23 protein-coding genes are annotated in these 26,058 nt (G+C 72.9%); 10 read left to right on the top strand and 13 right to left on the bottom strand.

Features of this window, described 5'->3' with window-relative positions:
• Positions 1-9: 9 nt before the first annotated feature.
• Genes lipA through thiO form a run of 3 tightly spaced genes read right to left on the bottom strand, consistent with a single transcriptional unit; the run spans position 10 to position 3,114 of the window.
• Complete coding sequence (gene lipA / locus VMF70_15725; GenBank protein HTT69474.1) at positions 10-945, bottom strand: lipoyl synthase; 936 nt, start codon at positions 943-945, stop codon at positions 10-12.
• Positions 946-992: 47 nt separating this feature from the next.
• On the bottom strand, positions 993-1,985 hold the full coding sequence (locus VMF70_15720) for a hypothetical protein (GenBank protein ID HTT69473.1): 993 nt from the start codon (positions 1,983-1,985) through the stop codon (positions 993-995).
• 10 nt (positions 1,986-1,995) lie between these two features.
• On the bottom strand, positions 1,996-3,114 hold the full coding sequence (thiO, locus tag VMF70_15715) for a glycine oxidase ThiO (GenBank protein ID HTT69472.1): 1,119 nt from the start codon (positions 3,112-3,114) through the stop codon (positions 1,996-1,998).
• Positions 3,115-3,185: 71 nt separating this feature from the next.
• Here thiO and VMF70_15710 point away from each other — a divergent pair, with 71 nt between their 5' ends.
• Positions 3,186-3,413, top strand: a complete 228-nt coding sequence (locus VMF70_15710; protein ID HTT69471.1) for a hypothetical protein — start codon at positions 3,186-3,188, stop codon at positions 3,411-3,413.
• Between the two features lie 71 nt (positions 3,414-3,484).
• Here the strand turns inward: VMF70_15710 and VMF70_15705 are convergent, their stop codons facing one another.
• The 7 genes from VMF70_15705 to VMF70_15675 form a co-directional block, all read right to left on the bottom strand.
• Positions 3,485-4,009: a nuclear transport factor 2 family protein gene (locus tag VMF70_15705; protein ID HTT69470.1), complete on the bottom strand. Its 525-nt coding sequence runs from the start codon at positions 4,007-4,009 to the stop codon at positions 3,485-3,487.
• Positions 3,987-4,958: a hypothetical protein gene (locus VMF70_15700; GenBank protein ID HTT69469.1), complete on the bottom strand. Its 972-nt coding sequence runs from the start codon at positions 4,956-4,958 to the stop codon at positions 3,987-3,989. The genes VMF70_15705 and VMF70_15700 overlap by 23 nt, the downstream gene beginning before the upstream one ends.
• A gap of 4 nt (positions 4,959-4,962) precedes the next feature.
• Positions 4,963-5,724 carry a DUF3108 domain-containing protein gene (locus VMF70_15695; protein HTT69468.1) on the bottom strand — a complete coding sequence of 254 codons (762 nt, stop codon included), beginning with the start codon at positions 5,722-5,724 and terminating at the stop codon, positions 4,963-4,965.
• The gene (locus VMF70_15690) at positions 5,721-6,581 is read right to left on the bottom strand and encodes a glycosyltransferase family 2 protein (protein HTT69467.1); all 861 of its coding nucleotides are present in this window, start codon (positions 6,579-6,581) and stop codon (positions 5,721-5,723) included. Before VMF70_15690 ends, VMF70_15695 begins: the two co-directional genes overlap by 4 nt.
• A gap of 183 nt (positions 6,582-6,764) precedes the next feature.
• Positions 6,765-8,648 (bottom strand): ATP-binding protein, encoded by a 1,884-nt coding sequence (locus tag VMF70_15685; protein ID HTT69466.1) that lies wholly within the window; start codon positions 8,646-8,648, stop codon positions 6,765-6,767.
• A 175-nt stretch (positions 8,649-8,823) separates the two neighbouring features.
• On the bottom strand, positions 8,824-11,031 hold the full coding sequence (locus VMF70_15680; GenBank protein HTT69465.1) for a TonB-dependent receptor: 2,208 nt from the start codon (positions 11,029-11,031) through the stop codon (positions 8,824-8,826).
• Complete coding sequence (locus VMF70_15675; GenBank protein HTT69464.1) at positions 11,028-11,540, bottom strand: hypothetical protein; 513 nt, start codon at positions 11,538-11,540, stop codon at positions 11,028-11,030. Before VMF70_15675 ends, VMF70_15680 begins: the two co-directional genes overlap by 4 nt.
• 75 nt (positions 11,541-11,615) lie before the next feature.
• Between VMF70_15675 and VMF70_15670 the strand changes: the two genes are divergently transcribed.
• From VMF70_15670 to VMF70_15640, 7 genes are read left to right on the top strand one after another with little or no spacing between them, the layout of a single operon-like run.
• Positions 11,616-11,780, top strand: coding sequence for a zinc ribbon domain-containing protein (locus tag VMF70_15670; protein ID HTT69463.1), 165 nt, complete (start codon positions 11,616-11,618; stop codon positions 11,778-11,780).
• 18 nt (positions 11,781-11,798) lie between these two features.
• Positions 11,799-12,368 carry a hypothetical protein gene (locus tag VMF70_15665; protein HTT69462.1) on the top strand — a complete coding sequence of 190 codons (570 nt, stop codon included), beginning with the start codon at positions 11,799-11,801 and terminating at the stop codon, positions 12,366-12,368.
• Between the two features lie 28 nt (positions 12,369-12,396).
• On the top strand, positions 12,397-12,801 hold the full coding sequence (locus tag VMF70_15660; protein ID HTT69461.1) for a hypothetical protein: 405 nt from the start codon (positions 12,397-12,399) through the stop codon (positions 12,799-12,801).
• Positions 12,801-14,498: a hypothetical protein gene (locus VMF70_15655; protein HTT69460.1), complete on the top strand. Its 1,698-nt coding sequence runs from the start codon at positions 12,801-12,803 to the stop codon at positions 14,496-14,498. The genes VMF70_15660 and VMF70_15655 overlap by 1 nt, the downstream gene beginning before the upstream one ends.
• A 13-nt stretch (positions 14,499-14,511) precedes the next feature.
• On the top strand, positions 14,512-15,795 hold the full coding sequence (locus tag VMF70_15650) for an MFS transporter (GenBank protein ID HTT69459.1): 1,284 nt from the start codon (positions 14,512-14,514) through the stop codon (positions 15,793-15,795).
• Positions 15,796-15,852: 57 nt separating this feature from the next.
• Positions 15,853-16,440 (top strand): hypothetical protein, encoded by a 588-nt coding sequence (locus tag VMF70_15645; protein HTT69458.1) that lies wholly within the window; start codon positions 15,853-15,855, stop codon positions 16,438-16,440.
• A complete protein-coding gene (locus VMF70_15640) occupies positions 16,437-17,225 on the top strand; it encodes an NAD-dependent protein deacylase (GenBank protein ID HTT69457.1) in 789 nt (262 codons plus the stop codon). Before VMF70_15645 ends, VMF70_15640 begins: the two co-directional genes overlap by 4 nt.
• On the opposite strand, the gene VMF70_15635 is transcribed toward VMF70_15640, so the two are convergent.
• Entirely contained in the window at positions 17,226-19,484 is a 2,259-nt protein-coding gene (locus tag VMF70_15635; protein ID HTT69456.1) for a hypothetical protein, read from the bottom strand.
• A gap of 140 nt (positions 19,485-19,624) precedes the next feature.
• Positions 19,625-22,150 (bottom strand): serine/threonine-protein kinase, encoded by a 2,526-nt coding sequence (locus VMF70_15630; protein ID HTT69455.1) that lies wholly within the window; start codon positions 22,148-22,150, stop codon positions 19,625-19,627.
• Positions 22,151-22,482: 332 nt separating this feature from the next.
• On the opposite strand from VMF70_15630, the gene VMF70_15625 reads away from it, so the two are divergent.
• A complete protein-coding gene (locus tag VMF70_15625; GenBank protein ID HTT69454.1) occupies positions 22,483-22,746 on the top strand; it encodes a YfhL family 4Fe-4S dicluster ferredoxin in 264 nt (87 codons plus the stop codon).
• 72 nt (positions 22,747-22,818) lie between these two features.
• Here the strand turns inward: VMF70_15625 and VMF70_15620 are convergent, their stop codons facing one another.
• Positions 22,819-24,921 (bottom strand): M13 family metallopeptidase, encoded by a 2,103-nt coding sequence (locus tag VMF70_15620; GenBank protein HTT69453.1) that lies wholly within the window; start codon positions 24,919-24,921, stop codon positions 22,819-22,821.
• A gap of 159 nt (positions 24,922-25,080) precedes the next feature.
• Here VMF70_15620 and VMF70_15615 point away from each other — a divergent pair, with 159 nt between their 5' ends.
• Positions 25,081-26,031: an NmrA/HSCARG family protein gene (locus VMF70_15615; protein ID HTT69452.1), complete on the top strand. Its 951-nt coding sequence runs from the start codon at positions 25,081-25,083 to the stop codon at positions 26,029-26,031.
• The last annotated feature ends 27 nt before the right edge of the window (positions 26,032-26,058 follow it).

The raw sequence follows: 26,058 nt of genomic DNA, 5'->3' as shown, positions 1-26,058 counted from the left end.
GAGGGCCCCTCACCCGCCCGCGGCCGCACGCCGGGTCTGCTCCCAGGCGTGGTACGAGGACCGCACCAGGGGACCGGACTCGACGTGGCGGTATCCCAGGTCGCGGCCGATGCGCGCCAGCTCCGCGAACTCGTCGGGCGTGTAGTAGCGGGCGACCGGCAGGTGCGAGGCCGAGGGGCGCAGGTACTGCCCGATGGTGAGGAGGTTCACGTCCGACGCGCGCAGGTCCCGCATCGCCGTCACCAGCTCGTCCCACTCCTCGCCCAGGCCCACCATCACGCCGGACTTGGTGACCAGCGCCGGGTCCATCGCCCGGGCGCGCGCCAGCAGCTCCAGCGCCCGATCGTAGCGCCCGCCCGGCCGCGCCAGGCGGTACAGCCGCGGCACCGTTTCGAGGTTGTGGTTCAGCACGTCGGGCTTGGCGTCGACCACGATCCGCAGCGCCGTCTCGCGGCCCTTGAAGTCGGGGATCAGCAGCTCGAGCGACGCGCCGGGCAGGCGTGCGCGCGTCTCCGCGACGACGGCGGCGAACTGCTCGGCGCCCCCGTTCGGGAGGTCGTCGCGGTCCACCGACGTCACCACCAGGTACTCGAGCCCCATCGCGGCCGCCGCCTCGGCGAGCCGCCGGGGTTCCCCGGCGTCGAGCGGGAGCGGCGTCCCGTGCGCGACCGCGCAATAGGCGCAGTTCCGCGTGCACAGGTCGCCGAGGATCATGAACGTCGCCGCGCGGTGCTCCCAGCACTCGCCGACGTTCGGGCAGTGCGCCTCTTCGCAGACGGTGTGGAGCCGAAGATCGCGCATCACCCGGCGCACCTGCGCGTAGTTCGCCCCGCCGGGCGCCCTGACCTTCAGCCAGGCCGGCTTGCGGGCGGCCGGACCGTCCGGTGCGAGCCGCTCGCCCTGTCGCGTGCTGATCTGGACGAGTGGGAGAGGCGCGGTTGTCATTGGAAGCGGGAAACATAGCCGCGCCGCGGAGGGCGGGCCAGAGCGCCTCAACCGTCCGGTTGACGCGCCTTGAGTTGCTTCAGCTCCTGCTCGATCGTCGGCGGGACGAGCAGGTTGTCGGCGATCTCCGCGATCTCGTCGGCGCGGCGCCACTCGCGCTCCAGCTCGCGCACCTCGGCCTGCTCGTCCACCGCCATCTCGAGCGCGAGCCCCTGGGCGCCCTTGAGGCTGGAGACGGCGATCTCGGCGCGGGTGGCGGTGGCGATCAGCTCCTGCGGGCCCCCGGCCCGCTCGACCACCGAGGCCGCCTCCTCCGCCTTGCGCTTGACCTTCCGGCCCTTCTTCAGGTTGACGTAGGTGAGGCCGTGCCGCAGGGCGCGCTCGGCGTCGCCGCCCTCCAGCATCGCACCGACGCTCTCGCAGCGCGGGCAGCGCAGCAGCAGGGCGAGGTCCTGGTGCACGGTGCGCGACAGCCGGGCGTGCTGCACGTGCCGGGCGCGGAGCACCATCACGGCGCCGCAGTGGCCGCAGACCGGCGGCTCGATGCCGACCTTGCGGCGGCCCACCAGGCCGGTGTAGAGGGCGTCGCCGATGCGGGGATACTGCATCATGATCCATCCCATGCTGCCGCCGGTCGCCACGTTGGTGGCGATGGTGACGCCGACGAAGGCCAGGGTGACGGGCAGGACCACCTTGAGGCGCTCGCGCTCGCGTGCCTTGAGCCGCTCGCCGTAGCGCCAGCCCGCCATCTCGACGCGCGGAGGCTTGCCCACCCGGACGACGTCGTAGGCCCCCGACCGCACCAGCGCGACCTGGTCGGTGGTGGCGGCCACCCGGCCGCCGGCCGCCATGCGCTCGAGCGCGGCGACCGTGTCCAGGCGGTCGTGTACCGTGGTGAGGTTCCAGCGCGCGCACCGCTGGCAGATGACCCACGCGCGGCTCTTCCAGCCGTCGTAGGCGAACCGCCGGCCCACGCCGAGGCCGGTGGGGCCGCCGTCTCCGCCGAGGGCGCCGGAGCAGAAGGCGCAGGTCTGGTACATCGCTTCCGCCCTACGAGCGCCGATCGAATCTGGTGACGTCGCAGGGGCTGATGTCCCACGCCGTGGCGCCCTCGACGACGAGATCGCGCACGATCTCGCCGGTCAGCGGCCCGAGGAGAATGCCCTTGCGGCCGTGGCCGGTGGCGTACCACAGGCCCGTCACCTCGGGGTCGGGGCCGATGAGCGGCCGGCCGTCGGGCGTGACGGGCCGGAGGCCCGCCCAGCTGCGATGGATGCGCTGCCCGGCCATCGCGGGCAGCAGCGCCGCGGTGCCCGTGAAGATGGTGCCCAGGCCGCCCGGGGTCGTGTCCTTCGCGTAGCCGGCGCTCTCCATCGTGGAGCCGAGCAGGGCGTCGTCGCCGCGCGGGACGATGTAGACGTGGGCGCCGAACAGGACGCCGGTGGGCTCGCCGGCGGGCCAGGTGACGACCGCCATCTGCCCGCGGATCGGCTCGACCGGCAGGCGGCGCGGCAGGCCGCGCAGCGCTCCCGACCAGGCGCCGGCCGCGACGACGGCGCCGCCCGTGCCGTAGCGGCGGCTGCGCGTCACGACGGCCGTCACGCGGCCGGCGACGACGACGATCTCGGTCGCTTCCTCGTGGTCCGCCACCTCGACGCCGTGGCGCACGGCGTCCGCGAGCAGGGCCGCCGTCAGCGAGACGTTGTTGACGCGCGCGTCGTCCGGGGCGAGCAGGGCGCCCCGGGCCGCGGGGCTGATGCCCGGATGGCGACGCTCCAGGGCGCGGCGGTCCAGCCACTCGGCCGTGAGTCCCACGGCGCGCTGCGCGGCGACCTGGGCCTCGAGCGCGGCCGCCTCGTCGTCGGCGAGGGCGACCTGCACGCTGCCGCCGCCGAAGTAGCCGACGTTGACGCCGGTGCGGCGGTCGAGCTCGCGCACCAGCTCCGGGTAGCGCTCGCGGGCGGCGATGGCGAGCGGCAGGAGGGGGTCGTCCACCCCCACCTCGACCTGCGGCGTCAGCATCCCGGCTGCGGCGCCCGATGCCTCGGCGCCCGGCATCGCGCGCTCGAGCAGCAGCACGCGCCGCCCGCGCGCCGCGAGGGTGCGCGCGGTGGCGGCACCCACGATGCCGCCGCCGATGACCACGCAGTCGTACGGGGTCCCGCTCACGGCGTGCTTGCGCGAAACCCGCCCCCCGGTACCTTCGTAGGGCGGGTCAGGACAGGAACGGGAGGCGTCGGATGCTCCGGAAAGTGCTGGGCTTTGCGATTCTGGCGGTGGTGGCGTTCATCGTCCTCAGGCTGGCGCTCGGCCTCCTGAAGGTCGTGATCGGGCTCGCCTGGACCGTGCTGATGCTGGCGCTGGTGGGCCTGGTGATCTACTGGGTGATCAAGCTCATCTCGCCGGGCACCGCCCGGCGCGTGAAGGACATGATCTCGGGAGAGCGGTCGGCGGGCGGCGACCTGTAGCCCGCGAGGGCCCGGGACGATGGGATGCGAGCGCCCCGGCATGCCGGGGCGCTCGCGCGTTCCCGGGGCCCTCACCGCCACGGCTCCACGGTGCTCGAATGCACGTGCCGGATCCTCCACCGCGCGCCGCGCCGCTCGAGGATCATGGTCGCCCGCCCCCGCTCGCCGCCCTCGGCGCCGGCGCCGGTCCACTGGTAGATGGCCACCACCCACGCGAACTCGCCCGCGATCTGGATGCGCACGTCCTCGACGCTGCCGGCGCCCCGCCCCAGCACGGCCGCGAGGCGCGGCGGCCGGGTCACCGCGATGCCGGTGGCGATGAAATCGGCGCCGGGCGCCAGCAGCGTGTCGGCGGACGAGTCGCCGCGCGACTCCGCGGCGATGAAGCCGGTGACGACGTCGCGGGCCACGGCGGCCTCGCGGAGCGGATCGTAGGGCAGCGGGGACCGGGGCGCGCCGCGGGCCGCGCACGCCGCGAGCACCAGCGCCGCCGCGGTGGCGACGGGGAAAAACGGGCGCCGCGCGGGCGGCGCGACGGACGCCTCCGCTGCCTGCGCGGCCCCCGCCGGCGCGCTAGCGGCGCGCCAGGGCCGCATCGACGCCCCAGACGATCAGCGGCATCAGCAGCTCGTGGTGGCCGGTGAGCAGGTAGCCCTTGCCCCCGTGCTGGGTCGGTCGCTGGACCACGTTGAGCCGCGGCCGGTAATGGCGGATCATGTCGCAGTCCACCGCCGTGAAGCCCGTCGGCTTCCCGCCGCCGAGGTTGCGGGCCACGGTGAGCGCCTTGAGGAACACCTCCGGCATGATCACGGCGCTGCCGAAGTTGAGCACCACGCCGCCGTCGTGGAGGGCCGGCACCGCGGCCGCGAGCCGGCGGAAGTCCCGGAAGCTCAGCTCGCCGGTCGCGGCGCCGTCGGCCCCGGGATGCTGGTGGATGATGTCCGCGCCGAGCGCCACGTGCACTGTCGCGGGCGTGCCGCGGCGCAGCGCCGCCATCAGCACGCACTGGGTCCGGCCCGGCACCGTCCTGCGGCGCTCCAGCCACCGGCCGAGCGACTCCCCGAGCCCCAGGCCCTCGTCCCGGCCGGCGGCGATGGCGGCGTTCATCTCGGCCCCCGTCTCCTCCGCCATGCCGAACGTGCCGTCGCCCAGGCCGGCCGCCACGTCCTCGCTGGTGCCGCCGAACGCGGCCAGCTCGAAATCGTGGATGGCGGCGGCCCCGTTCATCGCCACGTGCGTGAGGACGCCCCGGTCGAGGAGGTGCACCAGCAGCGGCCCGAGGCCGACCTTGATCACGTGGCCGCCGATCATGGCGACGACGGCACGGCGGCCGGCCGCGGCGGCGACGTCGGCGATCACCGCGCGGAGATCCCGCGCGGCGAGGATGTCCGGCAGCGAGTCGAGGAACGCGTCGAAGCCGCGCTCGCCGCGCGGGGGCGCCTTGGCGAGGAGCGCCGGGTCCACCTTGTTCGGCCGCCGGGCGATGGGCACGGTCCGGATCCGCGACAGGTCCGCCTCCGGGATGCGGCCCCGGTCGTCCGTCATCCCGTCACCTCCGGCTGCGCAGCGCCATCGACAGCGACCCGAGCGACAGGTGGGTCTTGATGACCAGCGGAACGCGGGTGGAGTCGGCGGCGAGATACACCACCGCCTGCCCCCCCTCCGCGAACAGGCCGCGGCTCCTGAACACGGGGCGCACGGCGATCGCCGCGAACCGGCCCGCCGGCGTGTCCACCGAGTCGTTGGACAGCACGGTCAGGGTCACCGGGTTCCGGTCGGGCTTGAAGTAGCGGTCGAACGAGTAGGTCTGCCCCACCTCCAGCGGCACGGTGCGCGCGAAGTAGAAGAACGACGCGTCGTCGAGCGGCCGGGCGGTCGTGGGCAGGCTGTCCTTGCCGTCCTGGATGAAGTAGCCGGAGTCGGCGTGGATCTCGTAGGTGTGGTAGTAGCGGCTGCCGTTCTCGTTGTTGTTCTGGATGAAGCGCAGCGAGGTGAGGTCGGCGACGCTGAACCACGACTCGAGGGTGTCGGTCATCGAGTAGAAGAACGCGGCGCGGCCCCGGATCACGAAGGCGACGTGGTAGGCCGGTGTCCCGCGCACCGTGTCGATGCCGAGGACCTGCATCGTGGCGCGGCCGACGTGGAAGATTCCGAACTTCACGTCGTACTCGAGTCGCTCGCCCGGGGTGAACGGGTAGACCGCCGCGGCGACTCCCTGCGGCCGGTCGGGGGCGCGGCCGGCCGGGACCGGCGGGGTCCGGTCCAGGGCGAGGAAGGCGACCACGGCCGCGAGCGCCGCCGCGCGCGTCACGGCGAGGACGCGGTCCGCGAGTGCGGCGGCGGGGCGGCGGGCCGCGAGCCGGACCGGCGGCCACGCCGGGACGGGCCGCCGTGCCCGGATCCGGGGTGCGCGGACGGCTGGCCGGGTGCCGGCGCGGCGGTCCGGTGGCGGCGCGCCATCCTCCAAGTCGCCCATGCCGAGCGGAGCGGGTGGGCGCGGGAAGGCCGGTGGCGCGCCGCGGCCGGGCTCGACGAGGCCACCACCTCGACCCGGCGGGCGTGCCGCGAGATCTCGAGCAGCAGCTCGGCGTCGGCCGCCCAGCCGTCGGCCCGGAGCAAGGCCCGGCTCCCCCGCTCCGAGAGCGTGCGGGCGAGCGTCACCACTCGCATGGCCTTGAGCGAGCACACCCAGTCGAGCGGGCAGTCGAGCACGCCCGCCCGGTGGCGCCGCAGCAGCGCGGGCAGGAGCCGCCGCGCCAGCCCCTCGCCTCGGGTCAGTCCACGGCGGCGCCGGTAGTCGGCGAGCGCGAGGTCCGCGCCGCTCTCGATCCGCTTGACCAGTTCGGGGATGTCGTCGGGCGAGTCGGAGAAGTCGGCCTGCAGCAGCACGGCCAGGTCGCGGCGCGGCCGGTCGGTGCGTGCCACCGCCAGCCGCAGCAGCTCCTCGACGCTGCGGGCGTAGCCCCGGCGCTCGCGGTGCGTCACCAGCGTCAGCGGCAGCGCCCGTGCGTACGGGGCGAGCACGTCGTCGGTCCCGTCGGTCGAGCCGTCGTTCACCACCAGCAGCTGGTACTCGCGCGCGAAGGTGGTGAAGACCTGCCGCACCTTCCAGAGCAGCAGCCCGACCGTCGCCGCCTCGTTGTAGGCGGGGACCAGGACGTAGATCATGACATCAAGTATGCAGGGGGAAGGCTGTCAGTGAACAGGGCAGCGCCAGACGGCAACTTGTCAGTGGTTCCCCGTTGCCAGAAGTGAGAGGCCAGACCAGTGGTTCCGTACTGGCAACTGGTCTGGCCCCCGGACGCTTGCGACTGGCAACCACTGCTCCCTTGCCGTCTGGCCACTACGTGGTCAACCGGCCTCCGAGGTCTGGTCTCTCCCCAGCGCCATCGCCAGCACCTGTCTCAGCTCGGCCAGCTTGAAGGGCTTGTGGAGCACCGGCCGGCCGGCCCGCTCCAGGAACGCCATGGTGTCGTCGCGCACCGTGTCGCCGGTCGAAAACACGACCCGCTCGGCGGCGTCCGGCGCCTCGCGGCTCAGCCGCTCGTACAGCTCGCGGCCCCCCAGGTTGGGCATCCGCACGTCGGTGACGATCAGGTCGTAGCCGCCCTCGCGCGCGCGGGCGACCGCCTCCTCGCCGTCGGTCGCGACGTCGACCCGGTGGCCCCAGGCCTCGAGCGTGGCCCGCATGTAGTGGAGGATGTGGGGCTCGTCGTCCACCAGGAGGATGCGGCCCGACCCCGGACTCGGGGTCTCGGGCGCCGGCGCGGCCGGCGCGGGGGCGTGCGCGGCGGGCAGCTCGACCGTGAAGGTCGCCCCCTGGCCCGCGCACGACCGCAGCAGGATCCGGCCGCCGTGCTCCTTCACGATGCCCTGGCAGATCGAGAGTCCGAGCCCCGTGCCTTCCCCCTCGCCCTTGGTGGTGAAGAACGGCTCGAACACCCGCTGCTGCAGCTCCTCCGGGATGCCGGGACCGTCGTCCGTCACGTCCACCGCTACGCCCTCCAGGCGGCGGCGCGCGTGCACGTCGATCCGGCCCCCGCCCGCGCGGCCGGTGGAGGCAATGGCCTGGGCCGCGTTGTTCGTGAGGTTGAGAAACACCTGCAGGAGCTGGTTCGGGTCGGCGTCGATCTCGGGCAGGTCGGGCTCCAGGCTCAGGGCGATCTCGACGTGCAAGCCGAGCAGCTGGTTGCGCAGCAGCGCCACGGTGCGCTCGAGCACGGTGGCGATCGGCAGTGGCCGGCGGCCGCGCTCCTGGCGGCGCGCGAACGTGAGCAGGTTCTTCACGATGGCGGCGGCGCGCTGCGCCTCCTGCTGGATGACCCGCAGCGGCTGCGCGAGGTGCGCCGGCACGTCGCCGCTCTCCACCAGGTAGTCCGCGAAGCCGAGCACCGAGGCCAACGGGTTGTTGAGCTCGTGGGCGACGCCCGCGATCAGCTGCCCGATGGCGGTGAGCTTCTCCGACTGGATGAGATGGTCCTGGAGCCGGCGCGTTTCCGTGTGGTCCTCGATGATGACCACGGCCGACTCGTCGTCGTCTCCCTTCAGGGCCAGCGCGCTCACCGAGTAGATCCGGTGCTCCTGCCGGACCTCCGTGACGCCCGCGGAGCCGGGCGCCGCGATGGCGGTGCGCACCGGCTCGATCCACACCGGCGGCAGCAGCGCGGACCAGGGACGGCCGGGGAGCGCGGTGACCGGCGTGGCGGCGAGGGTGGCGAAGGCGCGGTTGGCGCGCCGCACCAGGCCGCGGCCGTCCACGATGCAGATGGCGTGGCCGATCGCGTCCGCCATCTCCTCCCACTCGCGCTTGCCGACCGAGAGGAGCGAGAAGAGCTGCGTGTTCTGGAGCGCGAGCACGACCTGCGCGGCGGTCGCGCCGATCACCGGCTCCATGGCGGCCTCGTAGGCCTTCGGGCGCCTGCCCCAGACCGCGAGGAGCCCCATCGTGTGGCCCGCCGCCTCCAGCGGCGCGCCCAGCCGCGCGGGCGTCGCGGTGCGGAGCACCTTGGAGGTGCGCCGCAGCTTCGCGAGGAACGGGTCGTCCGCGGCGGGCGGCGGGTCGCCGCGCAGCGCCACCGGCACCATGCGCGTCGGATCGTCGAGGGCGGGGAAGAAGACCGCGAGCGCGGCGGGATCGAACAGGCGCTCCAGCAGGTCGGCGGCGCGCTCGGCGACGGACTCGCGACGCGCGGCGCCGCTCAGGCCGCGCGTGAACGCGGTGAGCTCGTCCAGCACCGACAGCGCATCCGTCAGCAGGCGACCCTCCGATCGGCCGTCACCGTGGCAGCGCGGCCCGGCAGCCGGCGCCGCGTGGTGCTTAGTACGCAGTCGGAAGGCCGGGCGCAACCGGCCGGCCCGGTTCCCGGGCGCGCCGCCGCCGTCCGGCACGCCTGCCGCACGGCGGCGCGGCTCACCGGACGACCGTCAGGGCCAGCGAGTACGTCCGGGGCGGCTCCAGCGTCCGCGGCACCAGCGTGTAGATGTAGTCGAACACGTTGGCCACCTTGGCGACCAGCGCGACGTCGCCGCGCCGCCATACCGCCCGGACGTCCACCGTGCGCTGCGGCACGCGGCGGTCGGTCTCGAAGATCCCGACCCGCGCCGGGCGGCTTGCCACGTGAGCGTCGAACCCCGCGGTCACGCTCCCGGCGCCGCCCAGCGCCGCGGCCCAGTCCGCGCTGAGCGTCGCCAGCTGCCGCGGGCGGAAGGCCAGCGGCTGGTCCGCCGTCAGATCGCGGGCATCCAGCCAGGTCCAGGCCAGGGCGGCGGTGAGGTGGCCGCCCGCCAGGTCCGCGGCGCGCGCGGTGAGGTCCAGCCCGCGCAGCCGGGCCCGGGTCACGTTGGTGAACTGGATCTCCGTGCCGCCGGTCACCAGCTCCGGCTCGATGAGGTTCTGGTACTCGCCCCAGAAGAGCGCCGCATCGACCAGGACGTGCCGCGTCACCGGGGCCGCGGCGCCAACCTCCCCCGACCACGAGGTCTCGTTCGACAGGTTGGGGTTGGGAATCACCTGGATGCCCTGCGCCGCCGTGGACGTGAACCGCTCGGCCAGCGAGGGGGCGCGAAAGCCCCGCCCCACGCTGGCCCGCAGCTGCACCGGCGCCCACAGCCAGGTGGCGGCGACGCGCGGGCTCGCGACCGCGTTCCACGCCACCCCGTCCACGGCGATCGCGTCGATGCGGGCGCCCAGCGTCAGCCGGGTGCCGTGCCCGGCGACGGTCTCGTCCTCCGCATACCAGGCCAGGTCGGTCTCGCTGTGGTCGCCGAACAGGTCGCTCGTGACGGTCGAGTATGCGACCTCCGCCCCGGCGTCGATGACCCGCCCCTCGGCCGGGTGCCACTCGACCCCGACCTCCGTGCCGATGCGGTCGGCCGCGGCCGCCTGCGAGTCGATGGGGGACGTGCGGTAGGTGTCGAGGAAGTAGGTGTGGTACCACGACAGCCGGCCGCGCAGCGCGAGGGCGGGGCTCAGCGTGCGCCGGGCCGTCGCGAGGACCAGGATCTTGTCGGAGCGCGTCCGGTCGCCGAGCGTCGTCGAGTCCACGCGGAAGGGCTGGTAGGCCTGGCCCCGATCGGCGCACTGGCCCTCGACGCACCAGAAGAGCACCTCGCCGTGGTTGTCGCGCGCCACCGAGCCCTCGAGCGTCGCCTGGAGCTGGGGGTCGGATGCCAGCACCAGCTTGGCCAGCGCGTGGACGCGGCGGTCGTCGTTGTTCTCCCGGTAGCCTCCGTCGCCCTGCACGCCGCCCGCGAGCAGCACCTTCAGCGGGCCGATGCGGCGCGACAGGCTGACGTCGGCCCCCCCGAACAGGGCCGGCGACGTGCGCCACCGCCATGCCGCGGACGGCGGGTCGGCGTACCCGCCACCGAGGAGCCGCAGGCCGAGCTGCGGCGCGTCGGGGATCTCGCGGGTGATCACGTTCACCACCCCTCCGAGCGCGGAGGAGCCGTAGAGCGCGCTGCCCGTCCCCTTCATCACCTCGACACGCTCGATGCTGGTCACCGGGAGGAGGTCCCAGTCGATGCCGTCCCGGTCGCCCTCGTTGGCGGGGACGCCGTCCACCAGCAGCAGCACGCGGCTCCCGAGGCCGCGCGCGTAGCCGGAGGAGCCCCGGATGCCGATCTGGCCGTCGAGGATCTGGACGCCGGGCACCAGTGCGATGGCCTCGTCCACGCCGACGGTCGCGCGCCGCTCGAGGTCCTCGCCGGTGGCCACCGCGACCGACACCGGTGCCTCCTGGGCGAGGTGCTCCGCGCGGCTGGCGGTCACCACGATGGGAGAGATCTGGATCGGCGTCGGCGCCAGGGTGACCACGACGGTGGTGTCGGCGGCGGTCCCCTCGGGCAGGGAGGCGAGCTCCGGCTCGTAGCCGATGCGGGCCGCCAGCAGGTCGAGCATGTCGCCGGGGGCGCGGGCGAACGCAAAGCGCCCGGCGGCGTCGGTGACGGTCCGGAGCGTCGTGCCGACGATCGCGACCGAGGCGCCGGCCACGGGCGCGCTGTCGGTGCGGCTCACCACGATCCCGGCCACCAGCCGCAGCGCCGGGCCGGGCGCCTGCGCCGCGGCGGCGCGCACCGCCACCGCCGTCGCCGCCGCCGCGAGGAGGATCCCCCTCATCGCGCGGGCGCCGGCGAGAGGAACGCCCCGAGGCTCTGCATCCGGCCGAAGTCGGCGAGGATGTCCACGCCCCGCGCGCCGCCCTGGGCGGGCACGACCACCACGCCGAGCCTGGTGGTGTCCGCGGGATCCAGGTACGAGCCCGCGGCCTCGAGCAGGTACGGCGCCGTGTTCACGTCGAGCGCGCCCAGCTTCTTCCAGACGACCAGCACCCACGCGTAGGCGCCGGGTGCCAGCGGCGTGATGCAGCAGCTGTAGGTCGCGGAGTCCGGCCCCAGCGGCAGCGGGTCCGAGAAACCGGCGAACGCGATCAGCTGGTCGAGGCTGCGCGGGACGGAGTCGTACACCACGACGCGCACGTAGTCGGTCGAGTCGGGCACGGCACCGCGGAAGTGAACGACGCCGCAGATTCCGACCGGGCAGCTCGTAGATGAGACCTGGGGTTGGAGCCCGCCGTCGCAGCTGATGGCGAGCGGGACCAGCACGGCGGCGACGGCGGGAAAACGCATGATCGGTAGTCTTGCCCCCGTCCTGTGCGGGCGTCAATATCCATACCGCTCAACGCGTTCGGGGAGGTGGGTGCGATGCCGACGTACGAGTATCGCTGCGCGAAGTGCGGGAAGCGGTTCGCGGTGATCGAGCGGATCAGCGAGCACACGGCCCGCTCGCCGGCGTGCCCGAAATGCCGCTCGCGGACCGCCCGGCAGCTGCCCGCGACGTTCTACGCCAAGACGGTCAAGAAGAGCTGACGCGCTCGCTGCGGTCCCGTGTTTAAGCGCCTGCGCGAGGCGCTCGAGGCGGCGCTGGCGGCGGCGACGCCCCCGGCCGACCTGTACGACCTGGCCGGGCGGATGCGCGAGGCGCTGATCGAGGCCAAGGCCGGACTGGGCCAGATGCGCGACGCGCTCGCCAAGACGGAGCGCGAGCAGCAGGCGCTGGCGGCCGAGATCGAGACGGCGGAGCGGCGGCGGGCGCTGGCCGTGGGGATCGACGACGCCGAGACCGTCGCGGTGGCGGAGCGGTACGTGGCCAGGCACCGCGAGCGGGCCGGCGTGCTCGAGAAGAAGGTGGCGGCACAGCGCGAGGAGCTCGCGCTGGCCGAGCGCGACGTGACCGAGATGATGGCGCAGCTCGAGGAAGTCACCAAGCGGCGGGGGAACGTCCAGGGCGAGCGCTCCGCGCAAGCCGCCTGGTCCGCGCTGGGGCAGGCCGGGATGGACCGGCCGGAGCTGGACGCCGAGCAGGAGGCGCTGAAGAGCCGGATGGATCGCGCCGCCCGGGAGGCCGAGGCGGATGCGAAGCTCGAGGAGCTGAAGCGGCGCATGGGCAAGGGCTGACGCCCTCTCTCTCGCAGGAGCCCACCACATGGCGATGGACATCAAGACGGGCCGGATGGTGTATCTCGGCTACGGGAAGTACTGGCGCTCGGACGACATCGTCGGTCTCCACCCGATCGAGGAAGGCCGGGGCCCCGGGCGCCGCACCGAGGTATACGTGTCCCAGCGGCCGGCGGCGTTCGTCGCGTCCCGTTCCGAGCGGGCGATCCTGCAGGAGATGGTGACGGCCCCCGACGAGATCTTCCGGATGGAGGAAGCCAGGAGCGTCATCGGCGACCTGCTCGACGCGCTCCAGGACCTCTCGCCGCTGCTCCGGCGCGTGCTGTCGAACGAGGGGCGCTTCGAGGTGGAGAAGTGGGAGGAGCGGCTGCGCGCGCTCCTCTCGCCCCCGGTCGAGGAGGAGACGAGGTCTCAGTCGGACCTCTTCACCTGATGTCACGCCGCGCCGCGCTGGCCGCGGCGCTCGTGACCCTCGCCGCCGCCTCCCCCCTGGCGGGACAGGGGGTGTGCGACGGACGTCCCATCCGCGAGATCCGGGTGGACGTCAGCAACATCTTCAGCTCCGACGACAGCCTGATCCCCGGCTTCGTGCGGGGCCTCGGCAACACCTTCCACTGGCGCACGCATGCCGAGGTCGTGGAGCTCGACCTGCTGTTCCACGTGGGGGATCCCTGTGACCCGCGCCGCCTGCAGGAGACCGAGCGGCTGCTCCGTGCCCGTCCCTACCTGCGGAGCGCCGTCGTCGTGCCGCTCGCCACGGCGGACAGCGGCGTGGCCGTGTTCGTCGAGACGCGGGACGAGCTCTCGCTGGAGGGCCACCTCCAGGTCGGCGCCGGCGGCGATTCGCCCTTCAAGCACGTGAGCCTGGGCGAGGAGAACCTGCTCGGCCGCGGCATCCGCCTCCAGGCGCAGTACACCGACGTCGGCCGTCGCGCGTCGTACTTCGGCGACTACCTCCAGCAGCACCTGCTGGACCAACGGGTGGAGATGGAGCTGGAAGGCGGGAAGTCCGAGGTGGGGCCGGTGATGGAGGAGACCATCCGCCGGGCCTTCGAGAGCGACTTCGACCGGGTGGCATGGCGCGAGTCGGTCCGGTACCGCAAGGAGCCGTTCCCGCTCGTCTCCACGGCGCTGGGCACGGTGCTCGAGCCCCAGGTCGAGATCGGGCAGGACGCGGGCGTCGCCGTCCGGATCGGGGAGCCGGGCCAGCTGCGCGTGGTGGGCCTCGCGCTGTCCAACGAATGGCTGCGCGTGGAGGGCGCGCCGCTGGCCTCGGTGCCGGACCTCGATTCGGCCGCCGCGGTGCAGCTCGGCGGGCGGTTCGAGGAGCGCCGCCGGGTCCGGGCCCACCTGCTGCTGGGCGCGCGGACCCTCCGTTTCCACCCGCACCGCGGCCTCGACGCGGTGAACGCGATCGAGGACGCTCCCGAGGGGATGCAGGCCGGCCTGGTGCTCGGCAAGAGCCTGTTCGGCGGCGCCGGCCTGCAGCACGACTGGTTCGCGGCGATGGAGCTGTCGACCGGCACCGACGCCGGCGGGCGGCTCCTGGTGTTCAGCCGGGCCAAGGTGGAGGGACGGTACCTCGAGTCGGAGGGCCGGTGGGACGGGATGCTGGCCGACGGCGAGGTCCTGGTCTACACGATCGGCCGGCGCGAGACCACCGTGCTCTCGGCCGCGGCGGCCGGCGGCTGGGAGACGCGGACGCCGTTTCAACTCCTGCTGGCGGGGCCCGACGGCCTGCGCGGCTACGGCTCCGCGGCCGTGCCGGTGGGCCAGCGGATCGTGCTGCGGGTCGAACGACGCTACCTTCTCGGCACGGCGTTCGGTTTCGCCGACCTCGGCGCCGCCGTGTTCGCCGAGACCGGCCGCGGCTGGGCGGGCGACGCCGCGTTCGGCGAGAACAGCGGTATGCTGGGCACCGTCGGCGCCGGCCTGCGGGTCGCGGCGCCGCGCGGCTCGCGCCGGACCTACCGGCTCGACGTGGCGGTGCCGCTCTCACGCGGCCTCGGCCCGGAGCTGCGCCTCGCCGTCGGGCAGCAGTTCGGCATCTTCCACGGCGAGCCGCAGGACGTCGTCCGCAGCCGCGAGCGCATCTCCTCGGTCACCGTCTTCGACTTCCCCCGCTTCTGACGGAGATCACACCGTGAGCCTGAGAGCGCGCTGGGAGGAGATCCGCACCGGCTTCGCGCCGCCCTTCTGGGTCGCCAACGGCACCGAGCTGTTCGAGCGGCTGGCGTACTACGGCCTGCAGGCGGTGCTGGCCATCTACCTGCACGAGCGGCTGCGGTTCTCCGAGGAGCAGACCGGACTCCTGCAGGGCGTGTTCGGGTTCGTGGTGTGGTTCCTGCCGATCTTCGGCGGCGCGCTGGCCGACCGCTTCGGGTACCGCCGCATCCTGTCGCTGGCCTACCTGGTGCTGTCGATCGGGTACTTCCTCATCGGCTCGATCACGGCGACCTGGCTGGCGCCGGTGCGCGCGGCCATCCCGCTGTACTGGGTGGTGTTCGCGATCCTCATGATCCCGGCGCTCGGCCCGGGCCTGGTGAAGCCGGTGGTGGCCGGGACCACCGCCCGGGCCTCCAGCGAGGCGATGCGCTCGCTCGGCTTCTCGATCTACTACACCATCGTGAACGTCGGCGGCGCCCTGGGCCCGCTCCTGGCGTCGGGGGTCCGCAGCACGCTCGGGGTCGAGAGCGTGTGCTACATGTCGGCGCTGTTCGCGCTGGCCATGTTCCTCGTGACCGTGGTCTTCTTCCGCGAATTGCCGGTGCCCGCCGGCCACCAGGTGGTGACGGTGGGCGCCGCAGCGCGCAACATGCTGCGCGTGCTCGCCAACCTGCGGGTGGTGGCCTTCCTGCTGCTGTTCTCGGGGTTCTACGTGGTGTTCTGGCAGGTCTACGTCGCGCTGCCGCTCTACGTGCGGGGGTACGTCAACGCGCATTCCCCGATCGACGCGTTGATTTCGATCGAGGGGACCGGCGTCATCGCGCTCACGGTGATCGTGGCCTGGCTCACCCGGCGGCTCAAGCCGATCACGACCATGGCGTCGGGCGTGCTCATCACCAGCCTCTCCTGGCTGCTGCTCACGATCTCCGGCAGCACGCCCTTCATCGCCGCCACGCTGGTGGGCATCGCCATCGGGGAGCTGACGCAGGCCCCGCGCTACTACGAGTACGTGTCGAAGCTCGCCCCCAGGGGCCAGGAAGGCACCTTCCTCGGCTTCGCCTTCCTGCCCATCGCCATCGGGTACCTGATCGGTGGACCCCTGGGTGGCTGGCTGGTGCGGCATTTCGGGACGGTGGTGCACCGGCCGTCGGCGATGTGGTTCGTGGTCTCGGCCATCGGCGTGCTCACGGCGGGCCTGCTGTGGCTGTACGACCGGATCGTCAAGCCGGGACGAGGGATGGCAGAGGGCGGAACGCAGTAGCGTTGCGCGATGCAGAGTTGCGAGTGGTCCCGAGCCGGCAGTGAGCGGGAGGGCGAAATGCATCGCGCGACGGACGCACCCTCCTGGTGGAAGCGCAAGCGCGACGACGCGGCGGCGTGGGCGACCGGCCGACGCTGGTGGCCGCGGGCGCTGCTGCTCCTGTATCTGTGCTACGCCGGCGTGCGCCACTGCGCCGACCCCGACTACGCCAGCATCTTCTCCGGCATCACCCTCGCCATCCACGAGCTGGGGCACGTGCTGTTCGGCTTCCTGGGCGAGTGGCTCGGCGTGGCGGGCGGGAGCATCACGCAGCTGGCGGCGCCGGCGGCCGTGGCGCTGATCATGCTGCGGCAGCGCGACTACTTCGGCGTCGCCGTGGGCGGGGCGTGGCTCTCGATGAGCCTGTCGAACCTCGCGGTCTACGTGGCCGACGCCCGCGCCGAGGAGCTGCCGCTGGTCTCGCTCGGCGGCGGCGACGTCGTCCACGACTGGAACTACCTGCTGGGCAGCGTCCACCTGCTGCCGCACGACGCGGCGATCGCCGGCCTGGTGCGGCTCGCCGCGCTGGCGACGCTCGCCGCGTCGGCGCTGCTGGGCGCGTGGTTGTGCGCGGTGATGGCGCGGTCGCGAGCCGCTCCCGCGTGAACGGCCTTGGCGCGGCGCCCGACGCCGTGGGCGAAGCCCGGGGGATCCTCGCCCGCGCGCTGCGGGTCGTGGTGTTCACCGGCGCGGGCGTGAGCGCGGAGTCGGGCGTGCCCACGTTCCGCGGCGCGGGAGGCCTGTGGAAGACCTTCCAGCCGGAGGAGCTGGCCACCCCGATCGCGTTCGGCCGGGACCCGGCGCTGGTGTGGGAGTGGTACGCCTGGCGGCGCGAGATGGTGGCGCGCTGCCGCCCGAACGCGGCGCACCTCGCCCTGGCGCGCTGGGCACTCGCCCGTGCGGGCGTCACCATCGTCTCGCAGAACGTGGACGACCTCCACGAGCGCGCCGCGCGCGAGGTCGCGGACAGCGACGAGGCGCGGGCCCGCCGCGCGGAGCCGATCCGCCTCCACGGCTCTCTGTTCCATGACCAGTGCACCCGCTGCGTCTGGCGTGGCCCCGCGCGGGGCGCGGTGGACGCGAGCAGCGTGGCGACGCTCCCGCACTGCCCGGAGTGCGGCGGCCTGCTGCGGCCCGACGTGGTCTGGTTCGGGGAGATGCTGCCCGCCAAGGCGGTCGAGGCCGCGTTCGCCGCGGCGGCCGATGCGGAGGCGTGCCTCGTGGTCGGCACCACGGGCGCGGTCTATCCGGCGGCCGCCGTGGTCCACACCGCGAAGGCCGCCGGCGCCCGGGTCGTGGTCGTGGACCCGGGGCCGACGGAGTACGACGAACTTGCCGACGTCCGGCTGTACGGCCCGGCCGGAGAGATCCTCCCGCGGCTGCTCGCCTGACTAGTGGCTCTTCGTGCCGGTGGCGACGAAGGTCACCGGATTGCCGGCGACGCCGGACGCCCCGGCCGTGGCGACCAGGTAGTTCGTCCCCTCCGCGATGGTCCAGCTCCCGACGGTGGCCTTGCCCGTCGCATCGGTCGTCTGGACGCCGCCCGTCACGGTTCCGCAGCCCTTCTTCGGCACGAAGGTGACCGTGATGCCTGGAACCGGGTTGCTGTAGGCGTCGGTCACGCGCACCGAAGGCCGGATCGGCACCGGCTGCCCGGCCTTCACGCTCTGGTTGTTCCCCGCGACGACCGCGATCGCGGCCGCCGCGGCGTTGGTCACGTTGAACGGTGCGCTCGCGGCCGACGCGAGCGACGCCCCGGTGGCGACCAGCGTGTACCCGGTGCCTGCCGTGGTCACCGTGAGGTTGCCGAACATGGCGACCCCGTTGACGGCACTCACCGTAGTCGTGCCGCCGAGGGTGACCCCGGTCTGGCTCAGCGCCAGGCCGACGGAGCCACTGAACGACGTCACCGTGTTGCCCTGTGCGTCCAGCACCGTCACGACCACGGCCGGGCTCATCGTCGCGCCGGCCACGATGCTGCTCGGCTGCTGCGTCCACACCAGCTGGCTCGGCGTGCCGGGACTGACCGTGAAGCTCGCCGACGCCGGCAGCGTAGTCACACCCCCGACGCTGGTGCTCGGCGTCAGCGTGTACGTTCCCACCTTGTTGACGCTCAGACCGCTGAACGTGGCCACGCCGTCGACGAGCGTCGCGGCTGCGCCGCCGGTCAGCGTCACGCCCGCCGGCAAGCCGGTCAGCGCAAGGGTCACGGTTCCACTGGCCGTCGTCACCACGTGCCCGTGCTGGTCCTCGACGGCTACCTGTACGGACGGGATCATCGTCGCGCCTGCCGTGACGCCCGAGGGTTGGACCTGGAACGCCAGCTGCGACGGCGCCAGGGCAGTGGCGTGGAAGGCCAGGGGACTCCCCTTCACGCCCGTGCCCGCCACGGGCGCCGTGGCGGCGGCGGTGACGGTGTTGAGGCCCGCGCTCGTCCCCAACGTCCAGCTGCCCACGGTCGCCACGCCGCTCCCGTCGGTCTTCGTCGGCGCGCCGGCCAGGGATCCGCCGCCGGCGGTCACCTGGAACGTCACCGGGAGCCCCACGTACGCGTTGCCCTGCGGGGTGTTCACCGCCAGGGACGGCGCCGAAGCAACCGTCGTCCCCACCGGCGCCTCCTGGCTCGTGTCCGACCTGGGGGTCATCACCAGCAACGTGTCCACCAGGCCGAACGGGCTGAAATTCTTGGTCGTGCCGCCGACGCCGCCGGACGCCGCGGCCATCAGCCGCTCGGGGCCGAACAGCGCCACGAGGGCGGAGCGGGCCGCGCGCCACCCGAGGAACGCGAGGTTGGCCAGCGGGTTCGTCGAGTTGAGGCCGATGACGTCCGCGTTGGTGCAGTCGACGAACGGCGCCGGCACCCGGGGCAGGATCTGGATGCTCCCCATGGTGTCGGGCGCGACGTTGTGAGCTACCCGCAGCCGGCTCGTGTCGGGCGGGGTCGCACTGGACGCCAGGCACACGCCGACCGTCACCGGGAGCGCGAAGGCGCCCGTGTCCGGCGAGACGGTGAACTGATAGTAGACGGGATACTGGTCGAGCTGCGTCAGCAGCGGGCCCGGCGAATCCGGCAGCCGCTGGATCGTCACCAGCACGGGCTGCGTGACCGTCCCCGAGTCCACCTTCATGCCGGCGATCTTGCTGCCCGTGACGACGGTGGTGTCGGGCGTGGACGGCGTGAGCACCGCGGCGGTGCCGTCACTGCTCAGGCTGGCGAGCGTGAAGGTCTGCGGCAGGCCGATCCAGCACAGCAGGCCGTTGACCAGGTCCACGACTTCCTGTTGCGTGGTGGCGGAGAATCCGCCGTTGAGCGCGCCGGCCCAGTACTTCTTCAGCACGAACGAGATGATGCCGAGCACGAGCTTCTGGGCCAGGGGCGAGTGCAGGACCGGAGTGGTGCCGATGACCACCATGGCGGCGTCGAGGCTCGCGGCGGCCGCGACCCTGTCGTTGCGGGCAAAGAGCGCGACGACGTCCGCAGCGAGCGAGCGCGCCGTGGGGCACGAGGCCGTCGTGATGGCGGCGTCGCCGTGCGGCACGGTGCTCACCGACGGCGGAGGGGGCGCGACGCTGGTCGTGGGAGTCTGCTCGCCACAGGCCGCGAGCACGAGGGTGGCCGACAACAGAACGCCCAGGGGGGTCCGGCGCATGCCGCATCTCCGGTTGAATGCACCAGACGTCGCGGGCATTCCGCGACGTCACGTCGAAGCTCTCGGATGGTCAGTTGAGACTGGGTCCTAATATTGTCGCAAGACTCGGGCCCGCCAAGAGCGGCAGGTCTCGCGGGGGTCTAACGCCTCGTGCCCACCAACGCCTGGAAGGCCGGCTCGTTCGCCAGGGGGGCGAGCTGCCACCCGGGATCCTGAGCTAACCCCTCTCGTTTGCTTGGGTTAGCGGCCAGATACAGGCCGAGCTGATCGATGGCCGGCCCTTTGTCGCCCAGGAACGCGTAGGCCATCGACTTGGTGTAGGCGATGTCGCGCGTCGGGTCCGTGACGGCGTCAGCCACGGTGCGCTGCAACAGGTGTCGCGCGCTGTCTGCGGCCCCCGCGCGCGCCAGGACCCACGCCACGATGGCCTGATCGTACAGCCGCTGGTACGGCTTCCCCTCGGGCGGGGTCCGGACGAGGACCGAGTCGAGCAGCCGCCAGGCGAGGCGCGGATCGGCCGAGTCCTGGCGGGTGGTCATCATCCACAGGCGGCATTCCGTGAAGCGGTAGTCCGCCGGGAAGCGGCGCCTGCCCTCGGTGCACCAGTTCTCCGCGTCGGGGAATTGCCCGAGGTCGTACGAGGAGAAGAAGAGCCGGCTCAGGATGACGTCGGCGTTGTCGAGGTAGGCGTCCTCCGTCAGGGCGTTGCGCGCGGCGAGGTAGACGTCGGTCAGGCTGCCGGTCTGATAGTAGAGGTGGGACAGCGTCGCGTAGGCGCCGGCCTGGGCGCGATTCAGCTTGACCGCGGTCTCGAGGTCCGCCTTCGCCGCCAGCAGCAACTGGTGCGCACTGTCGGGGTTGCCCTCGAGACGGAGCAGCCAGCGCCAGTAGCGGAGGTCGCCCTTCAGCTCGAGTGCGTCCGGATCGTCGCGGTCGAGCGCGAGCGCCTCGTCGGCATGGACGAGGCCGGGTCGGATCCACCGGTCCGCGGCCTGCGGGTCGCCGCCGTATTTCCGCGACCTCAGGTAGTCGAGCTCGCCCCGCAGCACGGGAGGGTCCGCCCACTCGGGATCGAGCCGCTGGGCCTGCGCCAGCAGTGAGTCCGCGCGCGCGAAATCGCGCGCCAGGACGGTCGAGTCGTCCGCGGCCGCGCCGTCCTTCTTGAGCCGCACGGCCTGCTGGTAGAGCGACCAGGCCTCGGGGCTCCTGGCCTGATCCCGTACCTGGCGCATCGCGATCTCTTCGCCCAGGCGCCGGCGGATCAGCTGCGCCGCCTGCGCGGCCAACGTGTCGCTGATGGTGACGAGGTTCCCGGCAGGTTGCTCGAAGCTCCTGCGATCGAAGTCGGCGCCGCTCGAGCCGTCGATCAGGCGGAGCGTCACCCTCAGGCGGTCGTCGCTCTGCTCGAGGTCCCCGAGCACCAGCGTGCCGGCCCCGAGCGCGCGCGCGATGCTGTCGCGGGGCAGGTCGGACCTGCGGTATTGCTCCACGCCGCCGGCCGAGACGACGGACAGGGTCGGCACTTCGCGGAGCGCACGGATGAGCCCCTCGGTGAGGCCGTCCACCACGTAGCTCAGCTTGCCGCCGCTCTGGTCCCTGAAATAGAGGACGGCGATGTGATGCGGGTCGAGCCCGCCGGCTCCGCCGGCGACCCGCGCCGGCCGGTGCCGGAGCAGCAGCGCGCCGCCCGCGAGGACGATCACCGCCGCGCCCGTGGCCGCCCAGGCGACCGGCCGCCGCCACAGCGGCGGGCGGCGCACCACGGCCGCCGTGCGGCGCGCCGTCGTGATCCGGCTGCCGAGGCGCCGGGTGGTGCCGGTGCCGGTCGGCGCGGCGAGCAGGTCGAGAAACTCCTTCGCGGTCTGCGGCCGGTCGGCGGGAACCTTGGCGAGCAGGGCGAGGACCGCCTCCTCGACCTCTTCGGGTACCGTCTCGCGCACCAGGCGGATGCTCGGCACCGCTTCCATCGTGTGGCGCGCCATGATCGCCCGAGCGTTGGCGCCGGTGAAGGGCGGCTGGCCGGTGAGCATCTCGTAGACGACGCAGCCGAGGGCGTAGAGGTCCGACGTCGGGCCGACCACGTCGCCCATCGCCTGCTCGGGGCTCATGTAGGTGGGCGTGCCGACCGCCATCCCCGTCTGGGTCAGCTTCTCGCCGGCCTCCGACGCGGCCCGCGCGACCCCGAAGTCGGCCACCAGCGCGTGCCCGCCGGCGAGCAGGATGTTCTCCGGCTTGATGTCGCGGTGCACGATGCCGAGCGCGTGAGCGGCGCCGAGCGCGTCGGCCACCTCGTAGGTGATCTGCAGCGCGTCGTCGACCGGGAGCATCTGCTCGCGCGTGATCCGGTCGCGCAGCGATTCGCCCGGGACGTAGGGCATGACGTAGTAGAAGAGGTTGTCCGCCTCACCGGAGTCGAACAGGCCGAGGATGTGGGGGTGGTTGAGCTTGGCCGCCAGCCTGATCTCGCGCTCGAACCGCTCGGCGCCCATCGACGCGGCCAGCTCCGGGTGCAGCACCTTGATGGCGACGTCGCGCTCGTGCCGGAGGTCGTGCGCGAGAAACACGGTCGCCATGCCGCCGGCGCCCAGCTGCCGCTCGATCCGGTAGCGGTCGGCCAGCGCGGCCTGGAGGCGCTCGGGAATGCCGGTCTCGGGCTCGGGCGGCACACCGGTCGGTGCCCCGCACTTGAGGCAGAAGGCGGCGCCAGGGGGAAGGGCTGCACCGCACTGCCTGCAGACGCCCGGCGAGGTTGGGATGCTCACGGAGGTGGGACTAACATCACCTGCCCGGCGCCGGGGCCGCAAGCGCGCCGGCGGAGCGCAGTGGTTCCTTGGGGCGGCGGTCGCGCTTGCGGCTGAGACTCACGCTCATCGGTGGCCGCTCGCCGAGGGCGTGATGCCGCCGCCGTCTCGCATCCTTTTTGCGGTATTCCCCATTCGGTACGGGGGCGGTCCCGGCCAGATGGCGGGCCGCATCGTGGCGCGGTACGAGACCCTCAGTGACGGAGAAGCCTCCCATGGCGATGAAGATCATCGAAGAGTGCATCAACTGCGGCGCCTGCGAGCCGGAGTGCCCGAACGAGGCCATCAGCCAGGCCGACCCGATCTACGTGATCGACGTCGAGAAGTGCACCGAGTGCGTGGGGCATTACGACAACCCGAAGTGCGTCGAGGTGTGTCCGGTGGACAACTGCATCATTCACGATCCGGACCACGCGGAGACGCATGAGCAGCTCGAAGCGAAGTACGCGCGGATGCACTAGCGCCCGTCTGCCGGAGACCAGCCACCCCGTCGCGGCGTGACCGCGACGGGGTGGCGTCGTTTCCGGGCCCGGCTACCAGATGTGCGGGATGCTGTCGGCGCTCCGGACCATCGGGTCGCCGGGCTTGCACCCGAACGCCTCGGCGAACGCGGCAATGTTGGACAGCGGGCCGTTCACGCGCCACTGCTCCGGCGCGTGCGGATCCACCGTGACCCGGGTGCGGAGCCGTTCGGGCCGGTTGTGCACGCGCCAGCTCTGGGCATAGGAGAGGAAGAAGCGCTGCTCCGGCGTGTAGCCGTCGATGAGGCCGGGGCGTCCGTCGCGCTTGAGGGCCTGCTCGAGCGCATCGTAGCCGGTCAGCAGCCCGCCGTAGTCCGCGATGTTCTCGCCCAGGGTGAGCTTCCCGTTCACGTGGAAGGTGTCCACCTGGAGGTAGCCGTCGAATTGGCGCGCCACCAGGTCGGCCTGCTGGTTGAAGTGCACCGAGTCCGCCGCCGTCCACCAGTCGCGCAGGTTGCCGGCGGCGTCGTAGTGGCGGCCCTCGTCGTCGAAGCCGTGGGTCAGCTCGTGGCCGGCCCAGCTGCCGCCGAGGGAGCCGTAGTTGGCGCCGTCGTCGGCCGACGCGTCGAAGGTCTGCGGCACCAGCGCACCGGCGGGGAAGACCATCTCGTTACGCGAGGGATCGTAGTAGGCGTTGACCGTCGGCACGGTGATGCCCCACTCGGTCGTGTCCACCGGGGCACCGGGGCGGTTGACGACCCGCTGCCATTCGAACGCGTTGGCACGCGCGACGTTCAGGATGAAGGGGCCTTCTTCGCTCACCAGCCGGCCGTAGTCGCGCCACTGGTCGGGGTAGCCGACCTTCTCGCGCATCCTGGCCAGCTTGTCCAGCGCCTGCGCCCGCGTCGAGTCCGACATCCAGGCGAGGTGCCGCAGCCGCTCGCCGAAGGCCGCGCGGATGTCGTCGATCACCGCCCTGGCCCGCGCGCGGGCCTCGGGCGGGAAGGTCTTCGCCACGTACGCCTGCCCGAGGGCCTCGCCGAGATCGCCGTCGGTCTCGCGCAGGCAGCGCTTCCACCGCGGCAGCAGCGCCTTGGCGCCGGTGAAGCGGGAGCTGAAGGCGAAGTCCTCCTGGACGAACGGCGTGCTGAGCCACGGCGCCGCCTCCGCGACCGCGTGGTAGCGCAGGTAGGCGCGCCACTGCCCCAGCGGCGCGGTGCGCAGCAGCGCGCCGACGCGCCGCACGAACCCCGGCTCGGCCACGTTGACGCGCGCGACCGGGACGGTGACCCCGATGCTGCGGAAGTAGCGGGGCCACGACGGTGCCGGCGCCAGCGCGGCGAGGCTGGCGATCGTCATCGGGTGATCGGTGGCCGAAGGATCGCGGAGCTCGAGCCGCGTGAGCGAGGCCTTGGCCAGCTCGGTCTCGAGCCGCATCACCTGGTGCGCGTCGCGGGTGGCCTGGGCCGCCCGCTCGCCCGCCAGCCGGAAGATGCGGGTGACGTGCTCGAGGTACTGCTGCCGGGTCGAGTCCGCGGACGGCCCGGTGTTGGTGTAGTAGTCGCGGTCCGGCAAGCCGAGTCCCGCCTGCGACAGCCACGCCATGTAGTGCGCGGCGTCGTGCGGATCCACGTCGGGGCTGTAACGGTAGACCAGGTCGATGCCGCGCACCTGCAGCTCTGCGATGACGGCCGGGAGCCGCGAGCGGGTGGTGATGCGGTCGATGTCCCGCAGCCACGGGCGGATCGGGGACAGGCCCGCCGACTCGATGGCCGCGGAGTCCATGCACGAGGCGTAGAACGTGCCGAGCTTCCGCGGCGTGCTGCCCTGCGGCTGGGCGGCGCGCTGCGCCATCGCGTCGTCCAGCACCGAGCGCACCACCAGCTCGTTGTGATCGCCCATGTCCCGCCCGACGCCCGACGACGAATAGGCGGCGGGTATGGTGTCGTGGGCCAGCCACGCTCCGTTGGCGTACTGCATGAAGTCCACGCACGCGTTCGCGGTCTGGTCGATGAACGCCGGATCGAGGACCTTGAGCGGCCTGCTGGCGGCGGGCAGCGGCGTGGTGGCGCCCTGCGCGGCGCCGCGCGCCGGGGCGAGGGCGAGCAGGAGAACGACGAGCGGGGCGAGGGCACGCCGGCCGCGCGGAGTGGTCGCGATGCTGTGTGTGGCCATGTCGGAGGTCTCCGGTTGTGGCAGGGGCACCGGTGTATATTAGCACCGCACGCGGAACGAGGGCCTGTGGGTGCGTGGCGACCGGTACGATCGCCCGACCGGATCGGCCGGGCGCCGGTTTCGCGATCCCATCCAACGGTGCATCGAGAGGAGCCGAGAGTGGCGGACAGGAAGATCATCGCGGTCGTGGGAGCGCGGGGCGCGCAGGGCGGAGGGCTCGTCCGCGCGATCATGGCGGACAAGAACGGTCCGTACACGGCACGCGCGCTCACGCGGGACATCCGCTCCGACCGCGCGAAGGAGCTGCGGGCGCTCGGCGCTGAGGTGGTCGCGGCCGACGTCGACGACGAGGAGAGCCTGCGGAAGGCGTTCACCGGGGCGCACGGCGCCTTCTGTGTGACCTTCTACTGGGCGCACATGTCGCCCGAGAAGGAAATGGCGGAGGCGGGGGCGATGGCCCGGGCGGCGAAGGCCGCGGGCGTCCGGCACACGATCTGGTCCACGCTCGAGGACACGCGCAAGTGGGTTCCCCTCGGCGACAACCGGATGCCGACGCTGATGGGCAAGTACAAGGTCCCCCACTTCGACGCCAAGGGCGCCTCGGACCGGCTGTTCACGGATGCCGGGGTGCCGACCACGTGCCTCGCCACCTGCTTCTACTGGGACAACTTCGTCCACTTCGGCATGGGCCCCAAGAAGGGCCCGGACGGCAAGCTGGCCATCACCCTGCCGCTGGGTGACAGTACGCTGGCGGGCATCGCGGCCGAGGACATCGGCAGGTGCGCCTTCGGGATCTTCCAGCGTGGCGGGGAGTTCGTCGGCAAGACCGTGAGCATCGCGGGCGAGCACCTCACGGGCCAGCAGATGGCCGCGGCGATGTCGAAGGCCCTGGGCAAGACCATCGCGTACAACGCCGTACCGCCCGAGGTATACCGGGGATTCGGCTTCCCGGGCGCCGACGACCTGGCGAACATGTTCCAGTTCGACCGGGACTTCGCCCAGGACATCCGGCGCCTGCACAGCATCGAGGTGTCGCGCCAGCTGAATCCGGCGCTGCAGACGTTCGAGACCTGGCTCGCAGCCAACGGCAGGCACATACCGCTCGAGTGACGCGGACCGGCCCAGGGGCCGGTCGGC

This window comes from Gemmatimonadales bacterium, from assembly GCA_035502185.1.
In the GTDB taxonomy this organism is placed as follows: Bacteria; Gemmatimonadota; Gemmatimonadetes; order Gemmatimonadales; family JACORV01; genus Fen-1245.
The sequence above is the reverse complement of the archived record's forward strand: the minus strand, read 5'-3'. Positions and strand labels throughout refer to the sequence as shown.

What these genes read in the sequence shown, in the direction of transcription:
- VMF70_15705 (HTT69470.1), bottom strand. Translation starts at nt 4,009, where the DNA reads ATGCGGCCCTGGCGCGCCGCTAGCGCGCCGGCGGGGGCCGCGCAGGCA.
- lipA (HTT69474.1), bottom strand. Translation starts at nt 945, where the DNA reads ATGACAACCGCGCCTCTCCCACTCGTCCAGATCAGCACGCGACAGGGC.
- VMF70_15620 (HTT69453.1), bottom strand. Translation starts at nt 24,921, where the DNA reads ATGGCCACACACAGCATCGCGACCACTCCGCGCGGCCGGCGTGCCCTC.
- VMF70_15660 (HTT69461.1), top strand. Translation starts at nt 12,397, where the DNA reads ATGGCGATGGACATCAAGACGGGCCGGATGGTGTATCTCGGCTACGGG.
- VMF70_15690 (HTT69467.1), bottom strand. Translation starts at nt 6,581, where the DNA reads ATGATCTACGTCCTGGTCCCCGCCTACAACGAGGCGGCGACGGTCGGG.
- VMF70_15675 (HTT69464.1), bottom strand. Translation starts at nt 11,540, where the DNA reads ATGCGTTTTCCCGCCGTCGCCGCCGTGCTGGTCCCGCTCGCCATCAGC.
- VMF70_15645 (HTT69458.1), top strand. Translation starts at nt 15,853, where the DNA reads ATGCATCGCGCGACGGACGCACCCTCCTGGTGGAAGCGCAAGCGCGAC.
- VMF70_15720 (HTT69473.1), bottom strand. Translation starts at nt 1,985, where the DNA reads ATGTACCAGACCTGCGCCTTCTGCTCCGGCGCCCTCGGCGGAGACGGC.
- VMF70_15670 (HTT69463.1), top strand. Translation starts at nt 11,616, where the DNA reads ATGCCGACGTACGAGTATCGCTGCGCGAAGTGCGGGAAGCGGTTCGCG.
- VMF70_15635 (HTT69456.1), bottom strand. Translation starts at nt 19,484, where the DNA reads ATGCGCCGGACCCCCCTGGGCGTTCTGTTGTCGGCCACCCTCGTGCTC.
- VMF70_15680 (HTT69465.1), bottom strand. Translation starts at nt 11,031, where the DNA reads ATGAGGGGGATCCTCCTCGCGGCGGCGGCGACGGCGGTGGCGGTGCGC.
- VMF70_15710 (HTT69471.1), top strand. Translation starts at nt 3,186, where the DNA reads ATGCTCCGGAAAGTGCTGGGCTTTGCGATTCTGGCGGTGGTGGCGTTC.
- VMF70_15700 (HTT69469.1), bottom strand. Translation starts at nt 4,958, where the DNA reads ATGACGGACGACCGGGGCCGCATCCCGGAGGCGGACCTGTCGCGGATC.
- VMF70_15655 (HTT69460.1), top strand. Translation starts at nt 12,801, where the DNA reads ATGTCACGCCGCGCCGCGCTGGCCGCGGCGCTCGTGACCCTCGCCGCC.